Annotated in this window: 19 protein-coding genes; 5 read left to right on the forward strand and 14 right to left on the reverse strand. The window is 34.0% G+C overall.

Going from position 1 to position 22,418, the window contains the following annotated elements:
• Nucleotides 1-4: 4 nt before the first annotated feature.
• The 4 genes from OLM53_RS09500 to OLM53_RS09515 all read right to left on the reverse strand — a co-directional run bounded on the left by OLM53_RS09500 (nt 5) and on the right by OLM53_RS09515 (nt 5,070).
• Nucleotides 5-979, reverse strand: a complete 975-nt coding sequence (locus tag OLM53_RS09500; protein ID WP_264519996.1) for a DUF4837 family protein — start codon at nt 977-979, stop codon at nt 5-7.
• A 38-nt stretch (nt 980-1,017) separates the two neighbouring features.
• A complete protein-coding gene (locus OLM53_RS09505) occupies nt 1,018-3,273 on the reverse strand; it encodes a LysM peptidoglycan-binding domain-containing protein (RefSeq protein ID WP_264519997.1) in 2,256 nt (751 codons plus the stop codon).
• 99 nt (nt 3,274-3,372) lie between these two features.
• Nucleotides 3,373-4,560: a phosphoglycerate kinase gene (locus tag OLM53_RS09510; RefSeq protein WP_264519998.1), complete on the reverse strand. Its 1,188-nt coding sequence runs from the start codon at nt 4,558-4,560 to the stop codon at nt 3,373-3,375.
• 153 nt (nt 4,561-4,713) lie between these two features.
• Nucleotides 4,714-5,070: a helix-turn-helix domain-containing protein gene (locus OLM53_RS09515; RefSeq protein ID WP_264519999.1), complete on the reverse strand. Its 357-nt coding sequence runs from the start codon at nt 5,068-5,070 to the stop codon at nt 4,714-4,716.
• Between the two features lie 447 nt (nt 5,071-5,517).
• Here OLM53_RS09515 and OLM53_RS09520 point away from each other — a divergent pair, with 447 nt between their 5' ends.
• Complete coding sequence (locus tag OLM53_RS09520; RefSeq protein WP_264520000.1) at nt 5,518-6,669, forward strand: ATP-binding protein; 1,152 nt, start codon at nt 5,518-5,520, stop codon at nt 6,667-6,669.
• Nucleotides 6,670-6,671: 2 nt separating this feature from the next.
• Nucleotides 6,672-7,058 (forward strand): DoxX family protein, encoded by a 387-nt coding sequence (locus OLM53_RS09525; RefSeq protein ID WP_264520001.1) that lies wholly within the window; start codon nt 6,672-6,674, stop codon nt 7,056-7,058.
• Nucleotides 7,059-7,139: 81 nt separating this feature from the next.
• Here the strand turns inward: OLM53_RS09525 and OLM53_RS09530 are convergent, their stop codons facing one another.
• From OLM53_RS09530 to OLM53_RS09555, 6 genes are all read right to left on the reverse strand, one after another.
• Nucleotides 7,140-9,404, reverse strand: coding sequence for a helix-turn-helix domain-containing protein (locus tag OLM53_RS09530; RefSeq protein ID WP_264520002.1), 2,265 nt, complete (start codon nt 9,402-9,404; stop codon nt 7,140-7,142).
• Between the two features lie 103 nt (nt 9,405-9,507).
• The gene (locus OLM53_RS09535) at nt 9,508-10,089 is read right to left on the reverse strand and encodes an OmpH family outer membrane protein (protein ID WP_264520003.1); all 582 of its coding nucleotides are present in this window, start codon (nt 10,087-10,089) and stop codon (nt 9,508-9,510) included.
• 250 nt (nt 10,090-10,339) lie between these two features.
• Nucleotides 10,340-11,185, reverse strand: coding sequence for a class I SAM-dependent methyltransferase (locus OLM53_RS09540; RefSeq protein WP_264520004.1), 846 nt, complete (start codon nt 11,183-11,185; stop codon nt 10,340-10,342).
• A 54-nt stretch (nt 11,186-11,239) separates the two neighbouring features.
• Complete coding sequence (gene mnmG / locus OLM53_RS09545) at nt 11,240-13,111, reverse strand: tRNA uridine-5-carboxymethylaminomethyl(34) synthesis enzyme MnmG (RefSeq protein ID WP_264520005.1); 1,872 nt, start codon at nt 13,109-13,111, stop codon at nt 11,240-11,242.
• 1 nt (nt 13,112) lies between these two features.
• Nucleotides 13,113-13,535 (reverse strand): rRNA maturation RNase YbeY, encoded by a 423-nt coding sequence (gene ybeY / locus OLM53_RS09550; RefSeq protein WP_264520006.1) that lies wholly within the window; start codon nt 13,533-13,535, stop codon nt 13,113-13,115.
• A complete protein-coding gene (locus tag OLM53_RS09555; RefSeq protein ID WP_264520007.1) occupies nt 13,528-16,893 on the reverse strand; it encodes a DUF4175 family protein in 3,366 nt (1,121 codons plus the stop codon). The genes ybeY and OLM53_RS09555 overlap by 8 nt, the downstream gene beginning before the upstream one ends.
• A gap of 133 nt (nt 16,894-17,026) precedes the next feature.
• On the opposite strand from OLM53_RS09555, the gene OLM53_RS09560 reads away from it, so the two are divergent.
• The gene (locus OLM53_RS09560; RefSeq protein ID WP_264520008.1) at nt 17,027-18,058 is read left to right on the forward strand and encodes an alkane 1-monooxygenase; all 1,032 of its coding nucleotides are present in this window, start codon (nt 17,027-17,029) and stop codon (nt 18,056-18,058) included.
• A gap of 64 nt (nt 18,059-18,122) precedes the next feature.
• Entirely contained in the window at nt 18,123-19,628 is a 1,506-nt protein-coding gene (gene gltX / locus OLM53_RS09565) for a glutamate--tRNA ligase (RefSeq protein ID WP_264520009.1), read from the forward strand.
• A gap of 32 nt (nt 19,629-19,660) precedes the next feature.
• Here gltX and OLM53_RS09570 read toward each other — a convergent pair whose 3' ends face one another.
• On the reverse strand, nt 19,661-20,305 hold the full coding sequence (locus OLM53_RS09570; protein WP_264520010.1) for a PorT family protein: 645 nt from the start codon (nt 20,303-20,305) through the stop codon (nt 19,661-19,663).
• 81 nt (nt 20,306-20,386) lie between these two features.
• Here OLM53_RS09570 and OLM53_RS09575 point away from each other — a divergent pair, with 81 nt between their 5' ends.
• Nucleotides 20,387-21,373 carry an SPFH domain-containing protein gene (locus OLM53_RS09575; protein ID WP_264520011.1) on the forward strand — a complete coding sequence of 329 codons (987 nt, stop codon included), beginning with the start codon at nt 20,387-20,389 and terminating at the stop codon, nt 21,371-21,373.
• A 28-nt stretch (nt 21,374-21,401) separates the two neighbouring features.
• Here the strand turns inward: OLM53_RS09575 and OLM53_RS09580 are convergent, their stop codons facing one another.
• From OLM53_RS09580 to OLM53_RS09590, 3 genes are read right to left on the reverse strand one after another with little or no spacing between them, the layout of a single operon-like run.
• Complete coding sequence (locus tag OLM53_RS09580; RefSeq protein WP_264520012.1) at nt 21,402-21,656, reverse strand: DUF6327 family protein; 255 nt, start codon at nt 21,654-21,656, stop codon at nt 21,402-21,404.
• A gap of 2 nt (nt 21,657-21,658) precedes the next feature.
• Nucleotides 21,659-22,009 (reverse strand): phage holin family protein, encoded by a 351-nt coding sequence (locus OLM53_RS09585; protein WP_264520013.1) that lies wholly within the window; start codon nt 22,007-22,009, stop codon nt 21,659-21,661.
• Nucleotides 22,009-22,335, reverse strand: a complete 327-nt coding sequence (locus OLM53_RS09590) for a YtxH domain-containing protein (RefSeq protein ID WP_264520014.1) — start codon at nt 22,333-22,335, stop codon at nt 22,009-22,011. Before OLM53_RS09590 ends, OLM53_RS09585 begins: the two co-directional genes overlap by 1 nt.
• Nucleotides 22,336-22,418: the final 83 nt, after the last annotated feature.

Raw genomic sequence — 22,418 nt, forward strand, 5'->3', positions numbered from 1 at the left:
TTTCTTATTTTTTAATTTGAATAGATTTAATGATAGATTCTAATTCAAACATTAAATCACGTTTTTCTTTTGAAGGCGCATAACAAAAACCTTCTAACACTAAAAGTCTTCTTTTAGCTTTATCAAAAATAACGTAATTAATAAAAGGTCCAGACATAAAATCATTTTTCATTTGCCATGTTCCTTTGGTTTCGTAGGTTACATTGCCTGATAAGTTTGTTTTTGAAAAATAAGGTGAATAAGCTTCTTCTGTTACCATTTTGGTTCCAGCTGCCGAGCCATGAATGTATAATCTACCTATTGAATCTCTAACTTTTAAAACATCCGATACTGCATAATTAGGACGTATACTTTTCCATGGAATTTGATAAATGATTAAACTGGTATTCCCTCCAACTATTTCGCTTTTTAACCAAATGAAGTTTCTTCTTCGCATCACATATTCATATTTCGAAGGAATCAATAAATCGATATTAAATTTCTTTTGAATTTTTTTGGTGTTAAGTAGAGAGTCTTTGAAAATTTTTTGGTTCTTAACAATTTCAATAGCTCTCATTTTTTGAATAATTGTGGGAGCATTTTTTTCAAGAAGTTGAACTATTTCCAAAGAAGTTCGTCCGGAGATATGAAAAGCATTTTGTGGTGATGCAAATTCATTTCTTTTTATTTCAAATTTAGTTTCATTGTCTTTTTTCACAATGATTATATTCCTAGTGTCAGTTGAAAAACCTTCAAAGAGTTTTACTGGATATTGATTGATGGTGAAAAGAGGTTCTTCTTGAGGAAGGCCCAAAACGGGTGAAGCAAACTTATTTCTGATGCTATCTCCGACTTCACCATTCCAAAGTTGATCATCTATGATTACTGCAATAGTATTTATAGGTGCAGAAGCAGCGTCATTGGAAAACTTGTCTTTTTTAAATGAACAAGAGCTCACAAAACAGGAGACTATAAGCCATAAAAAAAGGGTTTTATTCATAACTAAATAAAACCCAAATTTATGGAAGATTTTCGGAATTACCCGTTAATTTTTAATTTCATACCCGCTTTTAAACTTTCGTTTTTGATTCCATTCCATTTTTTTAAATCTGAAATAGAAACTCCTGGATATTTTTTTGCAATGCTGAATAATGAATCTCCTTTTTTAACATAGTATAATTTAACTTCGTCTCGGTCATTAACTGCTATGTTCTCCTTTTTTGAAGTATTGTTTTTGCTTTCAGAAGAGATGATATATTTTTTACCAACTATCAATTTTGTACCATATTGGATAGTATTATCATCCATTTTGTTCCAGTCTTTGATATCAGATATTGAGACATCATATTTTCTTGCAATGCTTCCTAAACTTTCCCCTTTGTCAACTACGTGTTCTGTGATTTTAACTTCTGGTTTATAGTTAGTTTCTTTAGCTTGAGTTTCATCATTATTTACTAATGCCAATTTAGATCCTTGTTCAACATTTAAATCATTAAGATTGTTCCATTTCTTCAAGTCTTCTAAACTTACATTGAATTTTTTGGCAATACTAAATAGGTTATCCCCTCTTTGTACTTCATAATAGTCGCTTGGGTTTTCACCTATGTCGTTTGATGCAACACTAGTTTCAATAGCATTTTTATCTGCTTTAACTTCTTTTCTAACTGTAGTTACAACTCTTTCGTTTTTGATGATTTTTAAGCTTTTCCCAAATGGAATTTTATTGCCTTTTAAATGATTCCATTTTTTAACTTCTGCAACTGTAACACCATATTTATCTGATATCTCACCTAAATTATCACCTCTTTTAACTTTATGGATTTTTACAACGTCTTTATAAGAAATCACTTTTTCTTCTTTATACGTTTTGTTTTCGTTTGATGCTATGGCAGTAGTTTGTTTTACAGCAACTGTATCTGGTTTGGTAACCTTCTTTTCTCTTGAAGCTATAACTTCTGTTGTGTAGATTTTTAAGTTTCTACCCATTGGTGCTTTATTACTTCTTAGATGATTCCACTTTTTAAGTTCTAGCATTGTGATTCCGTACTTATCTGAAATCTCGCTTAAGCTGTCACCTCTTCTAACTTTGTGGAATTTAAGTCTTGAAACGGTTCTGTCTCCTTCTGAAAAGTTTGAGTTTCTAGAAGCAAGCATACTCTCGTAAGGTCTTTCTCTTTTGCTAGCCTCGTATTGAACAAAGGCATAAATTTTATCTTCATTTGAAGTAAACACTGCAACCTTATTGATAGGCAATCTTAAATAATGATTTTCGCCAGTGATAAAAGGAACTTCTTCTCTTTTATAGGATGGATTTAGAAACTGTAATTCCGCTACAGGGACATCTAACAAATCAGATATTTGTTTGAAAGTCATAGCATTTTTTATCATTACCGTATCTGTTGCGAAATTATTTGCTACAGCTCTATCTGGTTTGATTCCGTGTTCTTTATGGTATTCAAAAATATACATCGTTGCTAAAAACGCTGGTAAATAGCCTTGAGTTTCTTTTGGTAAATATTTTCTAATGTTCCAATAGTTTTGTCTTCCTCCTGAACGTCTAATGGCTTTAGCCACATTTCCTGGTCCAGAGTTATAAGAGGCAAGAACCAAATCCCAATCGCCAAAAATGGCATACATATTTTTCATGTATTGAGTTGCAGCATTACTTGCTTTTAAAGGGTCGCTTCTGTCATCTACATAGGAGTTGATATTTAAATCATATTGTTTTCCTGTTTGATACATAAACTGCCACAATCCTGTAGCACCCACTCTTGAAACTGCTCTTGGATTTAATGCTGATTCTACAACGGCTAAATATTTTATTTCTAAAGGGATATTTTGTGCAGATAATGATTCTTCAAACTGAGGAAAGTAAAACTGAGACAGTCCCATTAATCTTTCAAAGGCTCTTTTTCTGTTCTTTAAAAAAGATTTGATTACATTTTCTAATCCAACATTGTACTCAATATTAAATGGTGATTTCTCATCCATTTTCTTTAGTCTTTCTTTTAGAAGCTCTGTTGGTAATTCGTAGTCAACTTTTTCATCAACATTGATGTTTTTGATATCGGTTGTTAGATCATTGTATAAATCTAAACTCACCATTTCTTTCATCCACAAGCTATCGATACAAGAAGCCAAGTTATCATGAACAAAAGTTGCTTTGATGGAATCTAAAACTTCTTTCCTAGTTAGTGGTTCTTTTCTAACAGCTGTTGCGACAATAGTGTCCTGAGCAAAGATGGCTGAGGAGGCTAAGAGTAACGCCAGTGATGTGATTTTTTTTATAGTCATAACTTTATTTTGTAAAGTGTTTGTATTTTAAATTTCAGTGTTGTTAATGTTATAATTAACAACGTAAATAATTGTAATTTATTGTGTTACTTTTTTTTATTAATTCAAAATGGCTGCAATACCTGGTAAAACTCTTCCTTCTAGCATTTCTAACATGGCACCACCGCCCGTTGAAACGTAACTCATTTTATCTTCTAACCCAAATTGTTTTACTGCTGCAACAGAATCTCCGCCTCCTACTAGAGAGAAAGCTCCATTTGCTGTTGATTCAGCTATAAAGTTCCCCAAGGCAATAGTTCCTTTGGCGAAATTTTCCATTTCAAAAACACCTAGTGGTCCGTTCCAAAGTATGGTTTTTGATTCCATAATTACTTTTTTGAAATTTTCTAATGATTTAGGACCAGCGTCTAAACCTTGCCAACCATCCGGAATTTCACGAACATCCACTATTTTTGTATTGGCATCATTTGAAAAAGCATCTGCTGCAACAACATCAACGGGAATATGTATTTGAACGTTTTTCTCTTTGGCTAAGCGTAAAATTTCTAAAGCCAATTCTTGTTTATCATCCTCACAGATGGAATCTCCAATTTTTCCACCTAGCGCTTTTACAAAAGTGAATGTCATTCCACCACCAATAATCATGTGATCCACTTTGTCTAAAATATTTTCGATAACTGTTATTTTTGAAGAGACTTTTGACCCTCCTAATACGGCAGTTACAGGTTTCACTGAGTTATTTAATACTCTGTTTAAGCTTTCAATTTCTTTGGCTAAAAGCAATCCAAAACATTTGTGGTTTGGAAAGAATTTAGCAATTATTGTTGTTGATGCGTGGGCTCTGTGTGCCGTTCCGAACGCATCGTTTACATAAATATCACCTAGAGAAGCTAATTCTTTAGCAAAATTTTCATCTCCCGCTTCTTCTTCAGGGTAAAAACGAAGGTTTTCTAACAATAAAACCTCGCCTGGTTTTAGAATTTTGGCTGCATTTTGCGCTATTTCTCCTCTACAATCGGATGCGAATTGCACGGTTACTCCTAAAACTTCAGAACATTTTGCTACTATGTGTTGTAGCGAATATTGATCTTCTTTTCCTTTTGGTCTTCCTAAATGAGACATCAAAATTACACTTCCTCCATCAGCAAGAATCTTATCTATGGTAGGCTTTGCAGCTTCAATTCGATTGGCATCGGTGACGTTAAAATTCTCGTCTAACGGTACGTTGAAATCAACTCTTATTAAGGCTTTTTTGGCTTGGAAATTAAAATCTTGAATCGTTTTCATTTAGTAATGTAAAGGGTTTGAATCCTTGCAAATATAGTAAAATTTAATTTTATCGGTCTTTTTTGTGCTTTTATCGATGATTTTTAAGAAAATCTTAAGATTCATCTTTTTAATATTCAATTTGTTACAAAATTAAACTTATGCTTTTATCCTTTATTGTTTTTGATTCTTTAGTTCGTCGATGTAGTTGTTTATCTGTTGGATCTTATCAAAAGGGAGTTGTTTTATTTTTTGTGTAATGGTTTCATTAGCTGTTTTTTGCACCAGTTTTTGCAAGGGGTGGTTCGCTGATGGCTTGTTATCGCTATCGGGTATCCAAACGAAAAGGTCGTCGGTGGTGCAATGGAGTTGTAAACATATCTTTTCGAGGTATTTAAAATTGATACTTTCTACATTGTTATTTAGTAGTCGGCTTGCTGTGTGATAGGGAATATCGCATTTCATTAGAAATTGGTGCGTGTTCTCAATGCCTTTGCTTTTAAGCGCTTGTCTTATATTGAGCTTTATCATTTTAGTATTACATTTAGTGTTAGTACTCTTTTGTTTTTAACTCTGTTTGATATGTTTTTTACAAAAACCATTCCATTTTTTGTTTAGCTGATTTTACTTTGAGTTTACTTACTTTTCTTTTGCGAAATGTTGTTTTCAATTTGTGTTTATTTCATAAGTTTTTAAGCTATTTCTTTATTGTTTTATGTTTAGGTTGTTGCTTTTAGCGTTTAGGTTATTTGTTTTTGGGCTCAGGTTATTTGTTATAGGGCTTAGCAGTTTTCTTTTTGGGCTTAGGTTATTGCTTTTCGGGCTTAGGTGTTTTCGTTTAGGGCTCTGCAGGTTTCTTTTCGGGCTTAAGTTATTTTATTTCGGGTTTAGACTGTTTCGTTTTGGGCTTATATGGTTTTGATTTTGGTTCACCACTAGCCTGTTTTAATAGCCAAATATTTCTTCTATATTTGCTTTATGCAGTTTTCAGAAATTCTTGGTCAGGATTACATCAAAAATCACCTTGTTAAGAGTGCTTTATCGGGGCGAATTCCACATGCGCAATTGTTTGTTGGGCCTGAAGGTTCGGGGACTTTGGCAATGGCTATTGCTTATGCGCAGTTTGTTTTGTGTAATAATATTGGAACAGAAAATAACGGTGGGAATGCCAGTTGTAATTTGAAATTTCAATCTTTATCGCATCCTGATTTGCATTTTGTTTATCCGAATGTGACTAATGACGAGGTAAAATCGAAGCCTAAGAGTGCTGATTTTATTATGGATTGGCGTGAATTTGTTTTGGCGAATCCTTATGGGAGTTTGTTTGACTGGTATAAGCATTTGGGTGTTCAGAACAAGCAAGGAGAAATTCGGGTGGATGATGCTCAGGATATTTTGAAATCATTGGCTTTGAAATCGTATGAAGGTGGTTATAAAGTGATGATAGTTTGGATGGCTGACAAGATGAATATTGCCGCTTCCAATAAGTTATTGAAGTTGCTTGAAGAACCGCCAGAGAAAACTTTGTTTCTTTTGATTTCTGAGAATGAAGAAGACATCATTCAAACCATTCGTTCCCGTTGTCAAGTATTGCATTTTGGTGCTTTGCCAGAAGCTGTGATTGCAAAAGCGATGCAGCAATTTTATTTTTTAGATGAACCTTCTGCTTTTAAAGTAGCACATCAGGCGCAGGGAAATTATAATAAAGCGCTTCATATTGTTAAGAATGATACGGTAGATTATCCTTTTGAGAAATGGTTTGTGGATTGGGTAAGAGCTGCTTTTAGAGCTAAGGGAAATGCTGCTGCCATTCAGGATTTGATTTTGTGGAGTGAGGAAATTGCTAGTATAGGTCGCGAAGGACAAAAGCAGTTTTTGAATTATTGCATTGATTTCTTTCGCCAGGCTTTACTGCTTAATTATCAAACTGAAAAATTGGTTTATTTTGAGCCTACTGTGGAGAAATTTACTTTAGAAAAATTTGCTCCTTTTGTTAGTGGCGGTAATATAAATGCTATTTTTAATGAGCTTTCCGATGCGATTTATCATATTGAAAGGAATGGCAATGCCAAAATAATTTTAACTGATTTATCAATAAAACTTACACGTTTAATCCATAAAAATGAATAGATATGAATAATACAGCCTCTATTTTAGTACTGTTATTTCTTGCCGTAACTTTTATCCAATCTGCTTATGATAAAGTTTTTGGTTGGCAAGGCAATGTTAAGTGGCTTAAGGGTCATTTTGCGAATACCACATTACTTAAAAACAATGTTCCTTTAGCATTAGGGATTATTTTGCTTTTGGAATTGATTACTGGTGTTTTAACTTTGGTAGGTTGTGTTCAATTGTTGATTAATGGAGAACGAACCTTTGGTTTTTATGGGGCTGTTTTTTCTTGTATTACCTTGATTTTATTGCTTTTAGGACAACGTTTAGCTAAAGATTATGATGGTGCTAGGACCATTGCTATTTATTTTGTTCCGGCTGTTTTAGCTGTTTTTTGGTTGAGTTAGATGCCTATATGTCATCCCTAACGGGATTTTTAACATTGGTTGCTTTGTTGGGCTACCCAAATTTTATCCCTAACGGGATATTTACAAGCTTGCCTTAAACATTTTCAATTCATCCCAGGTAAATTTATCTCCGTATTGTTCTTTCAAACCGTTGAGGGTTTCTTCTTTATATCCTTTAAAAGCTTTAGCTAATTCGAGGATTTTTTCTTCAGGTAAAACATCATTAATTGAAATCGTTTCTGATTCTATGAGTTTGGCCATGTGTCCACCTACTGTTTGAGGAGTAAGCTTACGAATGGCTGCAATTTCTTTGATAGAATTCTTATCTAGCCATAGTTCATAGGTTTCTTGCACCGTTGATTTTTTGGGTTCTTTTGTCGCTTTTTTCTTTTTGGTGTAGCGTTCTAAATCAACTTCGTCCTCAATTAATGTTATATTTAGCTTTTTAAAGTCTTCTCGAATCGTTTCTAGTTTTCTGATTTTATAATATTTAATTTCCTCCGAAGTGACTTTTTCTTTTGAAATGGTTTCGCCTTTTGCTACAGTTTCTATGAGCAGTTTGGCTTTCATCAATTGTAAAACGGCTTTGACTTGCAGTGTTTCCAAAATCACTAATTCATCGTAAAACGCTTTTACTTTTTTAATTCGAATTACTTCCTCTAATTTCCAAAGGATTTCATAAACCAAGGCATCCAAAGGTTCGAAGAAATAAGTATAGGCCGCTTGAACCCTTTCGAAAACAAACTTTAAATCGACTTCTTCCTCTTTAAAAAGCGAGTTTAGTTGCGCAGCGAATTTGCGAGAAGCATCTAAAAGATTTTCAATGGCTTCGGTTTGTTTTTTTGCCCAAGTGGCGTATTTTGATTTCGCCGATAGTTCTGAATTTTCGTTATAACTGAACTGGTGATTTCGCCATTCCTGTGCCAAATCAGTCCAATCAAAACTGGCAATCAAATAGTTATGAATAAAACTTTTAGTGTCTTGTTTCAGTGCGTTTTCGAGTAGTGTTGTAGTGGCTTTATTTTCGGCATATTCCAATACATCTTGATCACTAGAAATGCCGTTCATTTGTAACGGAGACAGTAAAACCAAGCCTTTTAAAGACCGTAAACGGGAAAGAGCTACATAAGCTTGTCCGGGTAGGAAAACCTGTGATACATCGAGTGCGGCTTTGTCAAAAGTTAATCCTTGGCTTTTGTGAACGGTGATTGCCCAAGCTAATTTTATTGGATAATGAGTAAAGGTTCCGAGTATTTCCTCGTTGATTTCTTTGGTGTTTTCATCTACATAATAGCGGATGTTTTGCCATTCGTATCGCTCGACTTCTATAGTTTTATTTTCTTCGGGAAAGTGAACCCAGATTTCTTCCTCTGAAAGCGATTGGATAACGCCCATTTTACCATTGAAATAATTTTTATCGAATGACAAATCATTTTTAATAAACATGACTTGAGCTCCTATTTTTAGTTCTAATTGTTCTTCTAACGGATAAATTTTTTCTGGGAAATCATCAACAATTAATGCTTTGTAGACATTAGCTTTTCCTTTTAAATCAATTAATGATTGCGAGTTTATAGCATCAGCTTTGATGTTATGTGTCGTTAAAGTGATATAGCCTTTATTGGCTTTTAGATCAAAGTTAGGTTGAACAAATTGGTTAAGGATTTTAATATCGTTTGCTGAAATCTGATTGTTTCTCAAGTTATTCAAAACCGATATAAACTGTTCCTCAGTTTGTCGAAAAATTTTAGACAATTCGATATACAATGGTGGGTTTTGTTGAATCACATGAGAGTGAAAGAAGAATTTCCCTTTGTAATACTTTCGCAATGTTCTCCATTCTTCCTCTCTAATTATGGGTGGCAGTTGTAATAAATCGCCAATAAAGAGCACCTGAACTCCGCCAAAAGCTTGGTTTCCTTTTCGAACGGATTGCAACATAAAATCGATGGCATCCATCAAATCAGAACGGAGCATACTGACTTCATCAATGATAAGCAATTCCATGTTTTGAATGACTGCTTTCTTCAGAGTGCTCATTTTGAAATGTCTACGTAACGTAGCTTTAGTTTCAAATTTTGAATTATCTGAAAACTGAGGGGATGAATTATCGGGGATGAATCCTCCAAAAGGCAACTGAAATAGGGAATGAATAGTAACGCCTCCAGCATTTAAAGCTGCGATTCCTGTGGGTGCGACGACCACACAATTTTTGTGTGTGGATTTAATTATCTCTTTGAGAAGCGTGGTTTTTCCTGTTCCTGCTTTTCCAGTGAGAAAGATAGACCGATTGGTTTGATTGATAAATTGCAAAACATAGTTTGCTTCGGCTGATATTGATTTCATGGCGTATACTTTAGAAAAGCAAATATAAAGCATTGTTTTTCAACAAACAAACAAAAAAACGCCTTGTAATTAAGGCGTTTTGTATCATTTAAAAGCAAATATGTTATTTCTTCTCTTCCTTTTTAGTTTCAGTTTTTTCTTCTTTTTTACCCACTGATTTGTATAAATCGTTGACTTTTTTAATCATATCATTGGTAATATCATAACCGTCTTTCGCATACAAAATGGAAGGAGAAGAGTCACCTGAACCATATACATAATCGTATCCTTTTTCTTTTCCGTATTCTTTAATTACTTTTCTATAACTTTTTACTAAAGAGTCCATTTCTACACCACTTTCTTGTTGCAATTGTTGTAGCATGGCTTGTTGAGCGTAGTTTAATTGTTGTTCTCTTTGTTGTAATTCAGATCCTTTTTGTTGGGCCCAAGCTTCTCCTTTGGTTTGTGCATTTTGTTTGAAGCTTGCAGCTTCCGATTTGAAACGAGCTACTTCTGCTTCTAACTGGTTGCCCATTACTTTGGCTTTATCTTTATATTTCGCCTCGATATCTTTAGCTTCCGTTGATTCTTCCATTAATTTAGAAGTATCAATATAGGCTGTTTTAAATTCTTTTGTGGTTGTTGTTGTTTTATTGCATGAAATTATGGAGATGGCCAATGCAACTAGGATAATTGTTTTCTTCATTAGAATAGTATAAAAATTAATTTTCGATTTCAAAAGTATAAAAATAAACGGCAATAATCTAATGACCCTAAAATGTCTAAAAAATGGCCGATTTGTTAGTATAAGTGTTCGTTATTGGTTGCTTTAAACCTATAAGATTTGATTATTGATTTTGGCTTTAAATAAACGCTTTTAAGCCGCGTTTCGTTTTTTGTTAGGTTAAGTGATGTTTAACCTCGTTTTAGATAAATCACGCTTATTTAATTGCGTTTTACTTGTTTTTAAGGACATATATATGGGAGGAATACTCTTTTGTTTTCTTTCCTGACAGATTTGATTTTAGTCCGACAAAAAATGCTCGAATGAAATTCATTCTCCCTGTTTTATATTTTTCTGAAAGTAAGCTTACATAAAAACTATCAAATTTCATGGGTAGGACTTCGACCAATTTCATTTCTTTTTCTGCGAATAATTTTTCGATAGTTATTTTTGAAAAATGCCAAATGTGTCTTGGTACGTCATAAGCAGCCCAATGTCTTCCGTAGAAATTGGCGTCGAATGATTTGAAATTGGGAACAGCAATAATTATAGTTCCGGTTGGTTTAATCAATCTTTTTAATTCAGAAATATATTCATCCAGATTAGGAACATGTTCTAACACGTGCCACATGGTGATGATATCGAAAGAATGGCTTTCAAGATTCGCTAGGTTATCTGCAAATGAAACCCCTTTATTGATAGCTATAGCTTTTGCTTTATTGCTTGGTTCGATTCCAGTAGTTTGCCAACCGTCTTTTTTAGCCACTACCAAAAAATCTCCTGTTCCTGCTCCAATGTCTAGAAGTTTTCCTTTTTGAGATTGTGCGTTGATTAATTTTACTTTGTTTTTTAGTGCCACATTTTTTATTATGTGGTATGCTCTTTCAAATAGAGAACGTTTGCCATCGGTATGTGAAATATAGTCGTCGCTTTCGTAATAGCTTGGCAATTTCTCTAGTGACGGCTTTGGAAAAGTGATCAATAAATCATATTCCGGATTGTGATGCAATTCGAATATTTCTTTTGAAACCGAATAATCTTTTACTTTTTGGAAAAAAATATTATTTTGAAAACTCATATAAAGACTGTATTGATAAGGCTTGACACAATTCGTTTCACGTGGAACGTAAAACTATCTCCCCATATAAATTAATAACACGGATATGTCTGATGGAGATACTCCGCTAATTCTTGATGCTTGTGAAATGGTTACTGGACGAATTTTAGACAACTTTTGTTTGGCTTCTATTGACATCGATTTGATTTTGTTGTAATCAAAATTCTCAGGGATTTTAATATCTTCTAATCGAACCAACTTTTCCGCATTGTTTCTTTCCTTTTCGATATACCCAGAATATTTGACTTGGATTTCGGCTTGTTCGATTATTTCTTTATCTAAATCGTTTGCTTGGATATATTCTTGAACTTTTTCAAATTTTAAAATATCCTCTAATTCGATTTGAGGTCGAGAGAATACTTTATACATTTTATCGGATTGACTCATTGGTGCACTTTCCTTTTCTACTAAAATGGGGTTGGCTTCCTCTTGAGTAACGCTCGTTTCTTTGAAGAAATTGACCATTTTTTCACTTTCTTCAAATTTGTATTCCATTCTTTTTAGACGTTTTTCAGAAGCTAATCCAATTTTATAGGATTTAGCTGTTAATCTAAAGTCGGCGTTGTCTTGTCTTAAAAGCGTTCTGTATTCTGCACGAGAGGTAAACATTCGATATGGTTCTTCTGTACCTTTGGTTATTAAATCGTCTATTAATACTCCTATATAAGCTTCATCACGACGCAGAATCATTGGTTCTTGTTCTTTTACTTTTAGTGCTGCATTGATACCCGCCATCATTCCTTGAGATGCTGCTTCTTCATATCCAGTTGTCCCATTGATTTGTCCAGCAAAATATAGTCCTTCAACTAACTTCGTTTCGAGAGTATGTTTTAATTGTGTTGGCGGAAAATAATCGTATTCAATAGCGTATCCAGGTCTAAAGAATTTCACTTTTTCAAACCCTTCCACTAAACGTAAAGCTTTGAATTGAATATCTTCAGGTAAGGAAGTTGAAAACCCGTTTACATATACTTCCACAGTATTCCATCCTTCTGGTTCTACAAATAATTGATGTCTCTCCTTGTCAGCAAAACGGTTAATTTTGTCTTCAATAGATGGGCAATATCTTGGGCCGATACTTTTAATGCGTCCATTAAACATTGGGGAGCGATCAAAACCTTCTCGAAGAATATTGTGCACTTCGTTTGAAGTGTATGTCATGTGACAAAGTTTCTGATGAACCAATGGTTTGGTTTCATCTGAATAGGAGAACTTATCTGGAACTAAATCCCCTGGTTCTTCGCGCATTTTAGAATAATCTAATGAACGACCATCTACTCGAGGTGGTGTTCCTGTTTTCATTCTGCCAGATTCAAAACCAGCATTAATTAAATCCTCTGTTATTCCGTATGCCGCACTTTCTCCTGCTCTACCTCCTCCAAATTGCTTGTCACCGATATGGATTAATCCGTTAAGAAAAGTGCCATTAGTAAGTACTACTGTTTTGGCTTTGATTTCAATTCCGAGTGAAGTAACAATTCCTTCAATCTTTTGATTTTTAATTAGAAGTCCTTTTACCATTTCTTGATAGAAATCGAGATTAGGTGTTTGTTCTAAACGCAATCTCCATTCTTCTGCAAATCGCATTCGGTCTGATTGCACTCTGGGAGACCACATAGCAGGTCCTTTAGATTTGTTAAGCATTTTGAATTGAACAGCGGTAATATCTGAAATAATTCCTGAATACCCTCCAAGTGCGTCTATTTCACGAACAATTTGTCCTTTCGCAATTCCCCCCATAGCAGGATTGCATGACATTTGCGCAATGTTCTGTAGGCTCATTGTGACCAACAAAGTGCTACAACCTAAATTAGCTGATGCCGCTGCTGCTTCGCAACCTGCATGTCCTGCTCCCACTACAATTGTATCGTATTTTTCTAAAAACATTTTAATTTTGTTTCACGTGGAACATTTTCATTTTCTCTTCTTCCTTTTCACGCATTATCTTTTCATCCTTTTCGGATTTGTCTTTATAACCGCAGTAATGTAAAACTCCGTGTGCCATAACTCTTTTTAATTCTTCGTCAAACGCAACATTGAAATCATCAGCATTCTCACGAACCCTTTGAACAGAGATGAAAATATCGCCTTGTAGTTCGTTTCCTATAGAATAATCAAAGCTGATAATGTCTGTTAACGTGTCATGGTTCAAATATTGTTGGTTTATTTCCAACAAATAATTATCGTCACAGAAGATATAATTAATCTCCCCTTCGTTCTTCATTTCGGAGCTAATGACTTTGGAGAGCCAGTTAGCAAAAGCCGTTTCATTATCCAGTATAAATTCTGTCTCGTAATTAAAACTAATCATTGGTTTTGAAATATTCTTGAACCTTTTGGTTAAAATTGGAGCGCAAAGGTAAGCTTTGTCTATTTAAAATTTCAATGCTGTTTAAATATTCTTGCAGTTTGGTAGGCAAAGCAGGTGCTTGATTGTTAAACTCTTTCTTGTTGGTTTCCGATTGACGCTTCTTATCTTCCCCTTGTTGTTGAACAGCTTTCTCTAATTTTAACAACTCATATTTAACATTTAAAATCTTTTGAAGCGTTTCATTATTGAACCCTTTATTGAGTAATTGTTTTTCTATTTGCTTCATTTGGTCTAAAACATTTTGACCATTTCCTCCAACTCCTTGCTTTCTCAATTCCTTTTCTAAAGCTTCTCTAAGCTGTTGTTGTTCTTTATAAATTTCCATTACATTCTTGGCGTCGCCTTCTCCGTCTTGTCCTTCTTCTCCCCCATTTTGGTTTCCTTGTCCTTTTCCTTTATCTCCCTTTTGACCATTGTTCCCTTTTTGTCCTTCCTTGCCTTGACCTTCCTTTTCTCCTTTATTGCCTTCTTGTCCTTCTCCTTCTTTTTCTCCTTTTTTCATTCCTTTCTTCATCTTCTCCCCTAAGCCTTCTTGTTTTTTTATGATATCTGGCAATTGCATACCTTGTCCCTGTCCTTGACCTGGTTTTGGCTTTCCTTGTCCAGCTCCAGACATTTCCATTTGCATACTATTTAAAATATCGCTTAGCATGTCCGCTAATTTATTCGATGATGATACCGCATATTGCTGATGAGAATTCCCTTTTGGAACATTGGCTTCGGCCAAATTCTCAATAGCTTTATCCACGTTATATTGCACATTTCCAATTTCCTTAGTGATGTCTTCAGCTATTTTTGGGTTTCTTAATGACATTGCAAACAAACTATCATCGACATGTTTGAATTGTTGTTTTAAGTCCTGTTGGATTTTAAGGTTTTTATTGAAGGATGGTGCTCCTCGTTTCAAGTTTTTGAACTGCTTCATGACATCTTCTTGAGAAAAAGAATAGGCAAGGAGATTGTCTAAAATTTGTCTTAGCATGGCCACATCTTCATCCATTTGCTCCTTGTCTCCGGCTTCCATTTGTTCTGCCATTTGCTGGCTCATTTGCTTCATTTTCTTGGAAGCACTTTTTTGTTTTGATTTGGCTTTCTCTTTTTGTTGCTTTTGTAATTGGTCTTTAGCATTCTTCAAATCTTCATCAATACTTTTCTCTTTCTCTTCTGTCTTGGGCAAACTAACAGGAGATTTTAATTCCTTGTTGTCCTTGTCTAACTCTTTTAGTTCTTGTTGAAGTTTATCAAATTCCTTATTAATTTCATCTTGCTTTTCAGCATTGTTCTCCTCGGTCTTGTCGGCAAGCTTGTCTTGCTTTTCGGCAAGTTTGTCTAATTTGTCAGCAATTTGTTGAGCTTTTTTCTCAACATAATACTTCTTGGTTAATTCCACTAATTGCTCCAAACTTTTGGTTTGGTTCTTGCTCGTTTGTTGGAATTTCTCCATCTTTTCAAACAACTCTTCTTTGCTGATTTTATCATTCAGTTTTTGAAGTTCGTCTAAAAGCTTTTTATTTTTTTCGAGTTCTTCTTTCGTTTTCTCTAATCTGTCTTGAAGCAAATCTTTCTTTTCATCCTTCTTTTCGGTCTTGAACTTATCCAGATTATCCTTCATCTTCTCCGAGAACTCTTTCATCATTTCGTCTTGTTGTTTTTGACGTTGGATGAAATCGTTAACTTTTTGCTGGTCTTTGTATTCTAGATTATCTTTTTCTTTGCCCATCTTTTGCAATTTATCCATTTCTGAAAGTTGCTTGTCTTGGGCTTTTAGCGATTTTGACATCGAATTAATATTCTCGTTTTGCTGTTGTAACATTTCATCTTGCTTCTCTGTTTCCGTAGCGATACGGTTGCTGAAAACTGATGATTTAGTGCTTTTGAAATTGTGAATGGCATCGTTATCGAAAATCTCAAAATAATATTCGTAGGAGACTCCTTCCATTACTGGAAGATTATTAGGGAATGAAAACACAAACTGATCATAAACATCGTGCTTAACTGAAATAACGGCCTTTTTAACCTCTTTTGGCGTGTCTTTTGGATAGTAGACTATTTGTAATTTTGATAGTCCGTAATCGTCGGAAACTTGTCCTAACACATAGTTCTTATTAACCTTTAAACTATCTGGAGCATTATTTACAGATATGGTTGGGAATTGATCTTTGATTACTGAAATCTGATAATTCAGTTTCTCGTAATTTTGAACCTTTGCGTTAGAGGTTAGAATTTGATAATCCACATTTTGAAGAATGCTTTTTGATAATAAAAACATATTATCTTCTTTAGTGAAAGCATAATGAGCATTTTCGTTTACCCAATCCACCTTTTGAGTGGCTAGGGTATTCATTCTCCAGGTGACTTTAGTCCCTTCTGGGATAATGGCGTTTCCTGTACCCTTAATTACTTCTGCTTTTTTATTTAGATAGCTTGGAAAATTCAATACCATTTCGAAATTGGCTATGGAGGGAACTGTGACTACTTTTAATTCATAATCGTGTGAGGAAACATCATTAGCTTCAATATGAAATTCAACTTCTTCTGAGGGTTTTGGAATGACGAATTCAAATTCACCAGCTTTGTTACTCTCCATAAAGTAGCTTTCATTACCAATAAAAATTGTTGCATCCTGTGGAACTACTTTACCCACTGTTTTAACTTTAAGCAAGAAATCTTTATTTTGTTCGGTCTGCAAATTGGCATTCAAAACCTGAAATTCAAAGGGTGCTGGTGGTAAAAACTGCTGTTTAAAATTCACGACCCTATTTAAACTTTGTGAAATCAAATTACTGTTTCCCGAAAGGTAAAAGAAGGCAAAAAACAAAATGGGAATTATCGCCAAAGGCAAGTATTTCTTATTGTTTCCAAGGTTTATCGCGTTTCCAAAAGGAATTGGTTGAAGCGTGTTCGCTTTTTGGTCAATCGAAGCCAATAACAACTCTGATTTGTTTTTGTCCTGAGATAGTTGTAGAAAGTTCGTAAGCTTATCTCCTACTTCGCTGAAATGATTCCCGATGATTTTTGATGCCTCATTATAATCAATTCCTTTTTGAAGCTTAAATAATTTGAATAATGGAAAGCAGATGAATCGGAATAAGAGGAACAACTCTACAAGAACAAAAGTGTAAAACAATATGGTTCTAGCATTTGGTTTAAGCCAAAGGAAATACTCAACAAACAAGGTGAAGATAAAATACAATAACCCAATTCCGACGAAGAAAATTGTTCCACGTAGTAATTCATTGGTATAAAACTTCTTGATAAAGCTTTCTAACTTATCGTAAATGACATTTGAATTCTCCAATTTTTGCAATTCTTTTTTATAACCGATAAATGTACAATTTTTACTGAATACCCAAGCGTTAAAAATTTGCCAATGGAAAATGCTTGTAGATTGAAGAAAACTTGAGTATTTTTAAATTCAAAATAAACTGATTATGAAATATTTATTAGCGTATTGTATTCCTTTAGTAGCTTTAATTGGAATTCATTTTGGAGGGATTTGGACTTATTCAGGAATACTATTTGCTTTTGTTTTACTTCCTATTTTGGAGCTATTGTTGCCTATCGATGAGGAAAATTATACTGATATTGAAAAAGAAAGTAGATTAAAAAATCATCTTTTTGATTTTCTATTGTATATAAATGTTTTGATTGTTTATGGAAGTTTATTTTTTGTATTGATTTTTGCCACACAATCTGGTTTTACGAAATTAGAAACCATTGGAGTTATTCTCAGTCTAGGCGTAATTTTAGGTTCCAATGGAATTAATGTGGCTCACGAATTGGGTCACAGAGAAAAGTTGTACGAAAGGATATTAGGTAAACTGCTATTAATTCCATCTCATTACACTCATTTTTTTATTGAACACAATCATGGTCATCATTTGCATGTATCCACTCCTGAAGATCCTTCGACAGCAAAATACAATCAATCCTTATATCGCTTTTGGATTCAAACTGTTTTGGGAACCTATAGAAAAGCGTGGCAAATTCAACTTCGATTGAATCAACAAGAAAATAGAAGTTTTATTTCTATAAAAAATGATATGTTTTGGTTTACGATTATTCAAGTTGTTTATCTGATTTTGATTTATGTATTCTTTGGTATTATAGGGCTGGTTATTGCTTTACTTGCAGGCATCGTTGGCTTTTTGTTATTGGAAACAATCAATTATATTGAGCATTATGGTTTGAAAAGAAACCTCTTGCCTTCAGGAAGGTATGAGCGAGTTAGTGAAAAGCATTCCTGGAATTCCAATCATGTTTTGGGTCGAATCATGCTTTATGAATTAACCCGTCATAGCGATCATCACTTTAAATCACAAAAGAAATATCAAATTTTAGAATACCATCAAGTAAGTCCACAATTGCCTTATGGATATCCCATGTCAATGTTATTATCATTGGTTCCTCCGCTTTGGTTTGCTTTAATGAATAAAAGAATTCCATTAGATATGAAGCCCTAAAAACTTATCGCTTCTGACTTCTGACTTAGAACTTCTGATTATCTTTGCACCAAATTTTAAAACAATGTCAAGACCCGTTAGAGTTCGTTTTGCTCCCAGTCCGACTGGACCGTTACACATTGGTGGTGTTCGTACTGCCTTATTTAATTATTTATTTGCTAAAAAACATAACGGTGTTTTCTATTTGAGAATAGAAGATACTGACCAAAACCGTTTCGTGCCTGGAGCGGAAGCCTACATTTTTGAGGCTTTAGAATGGTTAGGCATTGCACCTAGCGAAACAATAGGAAAGAATGAAAAATTTGGACCCTATCGTCAATCCGAAAGAAAAGAATTGTACAAACAATATGCGGATCAGTTGATTGATTCGGGTTGGGCTTATTATGCTTTTGATACTGCTGAAGCTTTGGATTTACATAGAAAACAACATGAGGAGCAAGGAAAAACTTTTATATACAACTGGCACAATCGTGAAAAACTAGATACTTCATTAGTAATTTCCAAAGAAGAAACTGAGAAAAGAATTGCAGCAGGTGAAGCTTATGTCGTTCGTTTTAAAACTCCCGTGAACGAGACTTTGCATTTGCATGACATTATTCGCGGTGACATTCATTTTGAAACGAATCTTTTAGACGATAAAGTTTTGTTTAAAAGTGATGGGATGCCAACGTATCATTTAGCCAATATTGTTGATGACCATTTAATGGAAACCTCACATGTAATTCGTGGTGAAGAATGGTTGCCATCAATGCCATTGCATAGTTTATTATATAAAGCCTTTGGTTGGGAAGCTCCAGAATTTGCCCATTTACCATTAATATTAAAACCAATCGGTAATGGAAAATTATCGAAACGTGATGGAGATAAATTAGGATTTCCAGTATTCCCATTGGAATGGAAAAGTGAAGAAGGCGTTTCATCTGGCTATAGAGAAAATGGATTTTTCCCAGAAGCGGTGATTAACTTTTTAGCTTTATTGGGATGGAATGATGGAACAGACCAAGAATTATTTTCATTAGATGAATTGGTTGAAAAATTTGACTTAAACAGAGTTCACAAAGCTGGAGCTAAATTTGATCCAGAGAAAAACAAATGGTTCAACCATCAATATTTGCAAAAACAAGAGGATGAAAGTTTGGCCAAAAGCTTTGCTCCTATTTTATATGAAAAAGGAATTGATGCCGATTATACTACATTAGTAAAAATTGTTTCCTTGATAAAAGAGCGTGCTAATTTCGTTTCCGAGTTTTGGGAAATGAGTAATTTCTTTTTTGAAGCGCCCACTTCTTATGATGAAAAAGCGGCTAAAAACTGGAAAGAAGACACGCCAAGAACGATGCAAGAATTGATTTCAGTATTAGAAAATATAAGTGATTTTACCTCTGCTACCATTGAAACAGATGTCAAAGATTGGATGACTCAAAATGAAATTGGTATGGGAAAAGTGATGCAGCCTTTCCGTTTGAGTTTGGTTGGAGCGCTCAAAGGTCCGCATCTTTTTGATATTGTAGAATTGATTGGTAAGGAAGAAACTATTAAACGATTACAGAAAGCAATAGCTACTTTATAAAAAATATAAGCCCCGAATTATTGGGGCTTTTTTTATAAGTTAAAAATCACCTGCCCGTTTATAGTTCCTAAGTTTCCTTTGAAGCTATTGTTGTTATTTAACGCTTGTAAACTACTATCATTGTTGAGTTTATTCAATAAATTAGTAAACCCATATTCATAAAAAATCAAAGCGCGGATGGTTTTGCTTCCTGCTGAGCAACCTAAATAAAAATTACCGCTTACAGGAGAAACATCTGTTATCTGACTAGCTTTTAACAGGGTTCCTTTAATAATTTTATTTTCATCTGAACTGGGAAGTTGTAGTTTTCCATTAATTTGTAATACTGGTCCAAAATCAACAGAAACATGATCTTTAACTACATTATAACTCAATAATAATCGAATCTGAACACCTTGAACACTGTATTTTAAATTTTGATTAAAAGTGGACTCTAGCGAAAAATTATTGGCAAAAAACTGCATTCCATAAATCATACTCCAGTTATTGTAGTAGTTTCCTCGAATAGAAAGTCCGCCAGCAAAACCCATTTCGGGTTTGACATCAAAATTGTTAGTAAATAAAGTTGTTTGAGAAATTCCCGCGGAAAGACCGATTCGATTTCCATCGCGATAGCCATATTGGGCGAATCCTATAGTTGTAGAAAACAACAAAAGGAACAGAATGTTTTTCTTCATGTAAGGGTAACTTATTAATTTGTAACAAACATACATTTTTTTCGTACAATCACTTTACTAACTTTAAATATTTAAAAAATTATGCCATTTATCTTTATCTTTTTATTTATTGGTCTTGTGATTTTATTCTCCTCTTTCTTTACCGTAAAACAACAAAGCGCTGTAGTTGTAGAACGTTTTGGAAAATTTGAAAGTATTAGAAATTCGGGTTTACAATTAAAACTTCCTATCATCGATCGAATCGCGGGTCGAGTGAATTTGAGAATCCAACAGTTAGATGTTATCATCGAAACTCAAACCAAAGACAATGTGTTTATTAAAATGAAAGTCTCTGTTCAGTTTAAAGTGATTCAAGAACATGTTTATGAAGCATTTTATAAATTAGAATATCCTCATGACCAGATTACGGCTTATGTTTTTGACGTAGTTCGTGCTGAAGTTCCTAAACTAATTTTGGATGATGTTTTCGTTAGAAAAGATGATATCGCTATTGCCGTAAAACGCGAATTGAACGAAGCTATGATGGCTTATGGATATGATATCATCAATACATTGGTTACTGATATCGATCCTGATATTCAAGTGAAAAATGCTATGAATAGAATCAATGCTGCTGAAAGAGAAAAAACAGCGGCTATGTTTGAATCGGATGCGCAAAGAATTAGAATTGTAGCTAAGGCTAAAGCGGAAGCCGAAAGCAAAAAATTACAAGGACAAGGTATTGCCGATCAACGTAGAGAAATTGCGAAAGGATTGGTAGAAAGTGTAGAAGTACTAAACAATGTGGGAATCAATTCTCAAGAAGCTTCCGCTTTGATTGTTATCACACAACACTATGATACTTTACAAGCTATTGGTGCTGATACTAATTCCAACTTGATTTTGTTACCAAATTCTCCGCAAGCAGCCAGCGATATGCTAAACAATATGGTGACGAGTTTTACTGCTTCAAGTATTATGGGTGAACAAATGAAAAATCAACCGAAAAGAGTAAAAAACAAAAACAATAAAACTTCAATGGATTACAATCCATCAGACACTTCCAATCCGGAAGAACCTGCGAAATAATATTCAATATCTATAAAAAAAAAGAGGCTTAATCGCCTCTTTTTCTATTTATAAACCAATTGATGGCATAGGGAATTAGAATCTTTAAAATAGTTCCATAGGTTCCTGATAAGTACTTATTGTAGATATCGGCAACAAAAGAAATAGATTTCGATGGCACTAAACTTTCTTTTGTTTTCTCGATACTCAACACAATTTTTTGATAATGGATTTCCTTTTCGATTTTCAGAATCTCCAAATCGTTTTCTATTTGTGCATAGGAGGAATATTTTTTGGTTTCCATACTTAGTCGTTAAAAAATATTTCTGAGAATTTTTCTAATATTGGTCCTTCTACAATTTTGTCTTTTACTAAAAACAAAAGCATGGCTAACACCAAATAAACACCAGCGACACATAAAAAACCTAAAGGATAACTATGAAACATTTGACCAAGAGCCAATGAGCCTGCAACCGAAACGAACAACAAAACAATAACCAAACAGATAGCTATCAAGAAAAACTTGAGTGCCAAAGTGGTGGATTTCATAGCTACTTTAAAACCCCAAAGTTTATAGTAAGCAATGCTTGTGTCTATATAGGCTTTGGTATTTTCTTGAATGTCTTCGATATTATCTCTGATTTCTTCTAGTGCCATTATTTCTGTAATTTGGCGTTTTGCTTTTTGAGTTCTGCTAATTTCTCTTCTAAAAAAGTAATAGCTTCTTCTGCTTTGTAACTCGAATTGGAAAGTAACTCTTCAACGGTATCTTTCAGTTCGTCTTTTGATTTTGAGAATTTTTCTTTGGCTTCTCCTTCCAACGAATTGAATTTGGTTTTCACCTCATCTTTTAGATCATCTAAACCGTCTTTTATTTTTTCTCTTGTTTTTGAACCTTTATCGGGAGCAAATAAAATTCCCAATCCTAATCCAACTGCTGCCCCTGCTAAAAGTGCAATGAGACCATTATTTCGTGTTGACATATTATTAAAAATTTAATTGGAATAAAATTACGAAAATTTAAGCGTGTTTCATAGTAATTTCCCTTTAAACAACGAAAACTTAT

The organism is Flavobacterium sp. N1994 (assembly GCF_025947145.1).
GTDB lineage: Bacteria > Bacteroidota > Bacteroidia > Flavobacteriales > Flavobacteriaceae > Flavobacterium.

Excerpts from the sequence above, each read along its gene's own strand:
- OLM53_RS09590 (WP_264520014.1), bottom strand. The coding sequence starts at position 22,335 with ATGTCAACACGAAATAATGGTCTCATTGCACTTTTAGCAGGGGCAGCA.
- OLM53_RS09530 (WP_264520002.1), bottom strand. The coding sequence starts at position 9,404 with ATGAAATCAATATCAGCCGAAGCAAACTATGTTTTGCAATTTATCAAT.
- OLM53_RS09585 (WP_264520013.1), bottom strand. The coding sequence starts at position 22,009 with ATGGCACTAGAAGAAATCAGAGATAATATCGAAGACATTCAAGAAAAT.
- ybeY (WP_264520006.1), bottom strand. The coding sequence starts at position 13,535 with ATGATTAGTTTTAATTACGAGACAGAATTTATACTGGATAATGAAACG.
- mnmG (WP_264520005.1), bottom strand. The coding sequence starts at position 13,111 with ATGTTTTTAGAAAAATACGATACAATTGTAGTGGGAGCAGGACATGCA.
- OLM53_RS09525 (WP_264520001.1), top strand. The coding sequence starts at position 6,672 with ATGAATAATACAGCCTCTATTTTAGTACTGTTATTTCTTGCCGTAACT.
- OLM53_RS09580 (WP_264520012.1), bottom strand. The coding sequence starts at position 21,656 with ATGGAAACCAAAAAATATTCCTCCTATGCACAAATAGAAAACGATTTG.
- OLM53_RS09535 (WP_264520003.1), bottom strand. The coding sequence starts at position 10,089 with ATGAAGAAAACAATTATCCTAGTTGCATTGGCCATCTCCATAATTTCA.
- OLM53_RS09560 (WP_264520008.1), top strand. The coding sequence starts at position 17,027 with ATGAAATATTTATTAGCGTATTGTATTCCTTTAGTAGCTTTAATTGGA.
- OLM53_RS09510 (WP_264519998.1), bottom strand. The coding sequence starts at position 4,560 with ATGAAAACGATTCAAGATTTTAATTTCCAAGCCAAAAAAGCCTTAATA.
- OLM53_RS09505 (WP_264519997.1), bottom strand. The coding sequence starts at position 3,273 with ATGACTATAAAAAAAATCACATCACTGGCGTTACTCTTAGCCTCCTCA.
- OLM53_RS09540 (WP_264520004.1), bottom strand. The coding sequence starts at position 11,185 with ATGAGTTTTCAAAATAATATTTTTTTCCAAAAAGTAAAAGATTATTCG.
- gltX (WP_264520009.1), top strand. The coding sequence starts at position 18,123 with ATGTCAAGACCCGTTAGAGTTCGTTTTGCTCCCAGTCCGACTGGACCG.
- OLM53_RS09575 (WP_264520011.1), top strand. The coding sequence starts at position 20,387 with ATGCCATTTATCTTTATCTTTTTATTTATTGGTCTTGTGATTTTATTC.
- OLM53_RS09500 (WP_264519996.1), bottom strand. The coding sequence starts at position 979 with ATGAATAAAACCCTTTTTTTATGGCTTATAGTCTCCTGTTTTGTGAGC.
- OLM53_RS09570 (WP_264520010.1), bottom strand. The coding sequence starts at position 20,305 with ATGAAGAAAAACATTCTGTTCCTTTTGTTGTTTTCTACAACTATAGGA.
- OLM53_RS09520 (WP_264520000.1), top strand. The coding sequence starts at position 5,518 with ATGCAGTTTTCAGAAATTCTTGGTCAGGATTACATCAAAAATCACCTT.
- OLM53_RS09515 (WP_264519999.1), bottom strand. The coding sequence starts at position 5,070 with ATGATAAAGCTCAATATAAGACAAGCGCTTAAAAGCAAAGGCATTGAG.